The following is a 1,637-nucleotide window of genomic DNA, read 5'->3' as shown; positions in this document are numbered from 1 at the left end:
TCACAGCCTGAGAAACGCCCGCGTCCTCGTGGTCAGGACGGACGTCCGCAAGGCCGTTTTTACACGACCAAGACCCACAGCGGACGCAATGACGGACTGCGGAGCAACGGATATTGTCCAGCCGAGGGCGGCCACCAGGGGAGCTAGATCGTGGATCTTTCGATTGTCGTTCACGATGCCGAGGAGGCCGTGCGGGTCTCAACGCTTGCAGAATTTGAAAGAGTAATCCGCATGGCTCGCGACGAAGCGCGAACGCTGGACAAGTTGAACATAATCTCCCTCCAGGCCCCAAACGGTAATGATCTTGCGTTGGTCGTGGGTGGCGACGAGACCGTCCTCGCTTTTCAGTTCGGTCACCACAATCCGCCGTACTATGTAAGTCGCGGCGATCAGTCCAGCACGCATCCGGTTATGACTTGCTACGTCGGGCTCGCTCATCACACGGAGTTTCCGCGCGAATATGTGATACCCTTTGAAAAGGGCCTAATTGCCGCTCAAGAGTTTGCTGAATCTGAGACGCTCCCGAAGTCGATAGAGTGGATGGAGACGTGATCGACTGTCCGCTTCTGGCTGATTCCGTTGAAAAAGTCGGCAGTAGTTTCGTCGTGAACGCCATCTGTTTCGAGGACGAATTGGCGCGTTGTGGTTCACGCGGGCGTCAGCGCGGGCATCGGGATCAGCTTGGCCATCTTACGAAGGTTCTGAGCGGCTGCAGCGAGGGTGAACTCGTCGCGTGCGCCGTTCGGCCCTCTTAGTCGCAGCCGATCTAGCTTGAGGATGCGCTTGAGATGCGCGAACAGCATCTCAATCTTCTTGCGGAGCCGGCGTGAAGTGCGGCCTTCCCATGAGCTTGCGATCTCGCGTGCCATGTCGCGAGCGCCCTCGTAGATCGAGCGCGGCACTTTTCGAGCCGGGGTGTTGGGGCAACACCTGCTTCTTAGAGAGCATGCTTGACAATCGCGCTTGCTCGCACGGTAGAGGACCGTCGTGTCGTTGTTCACCAGCGTCCCTGTAGTGGTGAGGGGTTTGCCAGCGGGACAGCGATAGACGTCCCTGGTATGGTCGTAGGTGAAGGCCTCACGCGAGAAGGTCCCGTCGGTGCGGGCCGACTTGTCGAAAACGGTCACGTGCGGCTCGATCCCGTGCTCGTAGACCAGCCACCCGAGCATCTCAGCGGAGCCATAGGCTCTGTCGCCGAGAAGCCGGCTTGGATAAAGATCGAACCTTTCGATTGAACGCTCAATCATGCGCTTGGCGGCCAATACTTCTGCCTGGCGGATCGCCGTGGTCGCTTCGACATCGACGATGATCGCATTCTCGACGTCGACCAGATAGTTCGTCGAGTAGGCGAAGAAGGCTTGGCCGCCGTGCGCTCCCGTCCAGCGCGCCGCCGGGTCGGAGGGCGATATAAACTTGGGCGTGACCTCCGTCGCGGCACCGAACGCGGCATCATCAAGAACGGCAAGATACTCGTCGATCGCTCGACCCGCAGCCTCCGGCGGAAGCCTCTTATCGCCTTCGATTCCCTTCTGCCGATTGGCATCCGCCTTGATCAGGCTCGCGTCGACTGCGAACCCTTCGCCGCCGATCAGGCGCTCCCGGATGCAGCGGCGCAAGACGGTCTCGAACACGCGACG

The 1,637-nt window shown here is 59.9% G+C and carries 2 protein-coding genes; one reads left to right on the top strand and one right to left on the bottom strand.

What is annotated here, in order from left to right; all coding sequences use genetic code 11:
- Positions 1 to 150 precede the first annotated feature (150 nt).
- Positions 151 to 552, top strand: a complete 402-nt coding sequence (locus tag ACQR13_RS32395) for an Imm1 family immunity protein (protein ID WP_315825728.1) — start codon at positions 151 to 153, stop codon at positions 550 to 552.
- Between the two features lie 95 nt (positions 553 to 647).
- Here ACQR13_RS32395 and ACQR13_RS32390 read toward each other — a convergent pair.
- The coding region (locus ACQR13_RS32390) for a transposase (RefSeq protein ID WP_434863573.1) at positions 648 to 1,637 on the bottom strand (990 nt) is incomplete at its 5' end.

It is taken from the genome of Bradyrhizobium sp. HKCCYLRH3059, from assembly GCF_051168035.1.
Lineage (GTDB): Bacteria > Pseudomonadota > Alphaproteobacteria > Rhizobiales > Xanthobacteraceae > Bradyrhizobium.
The sequence above is the reverse complement of the archived record's forward strand: the minus strand, read 5'-3'. Positions and strand labels throughout refer to the sequence as shown.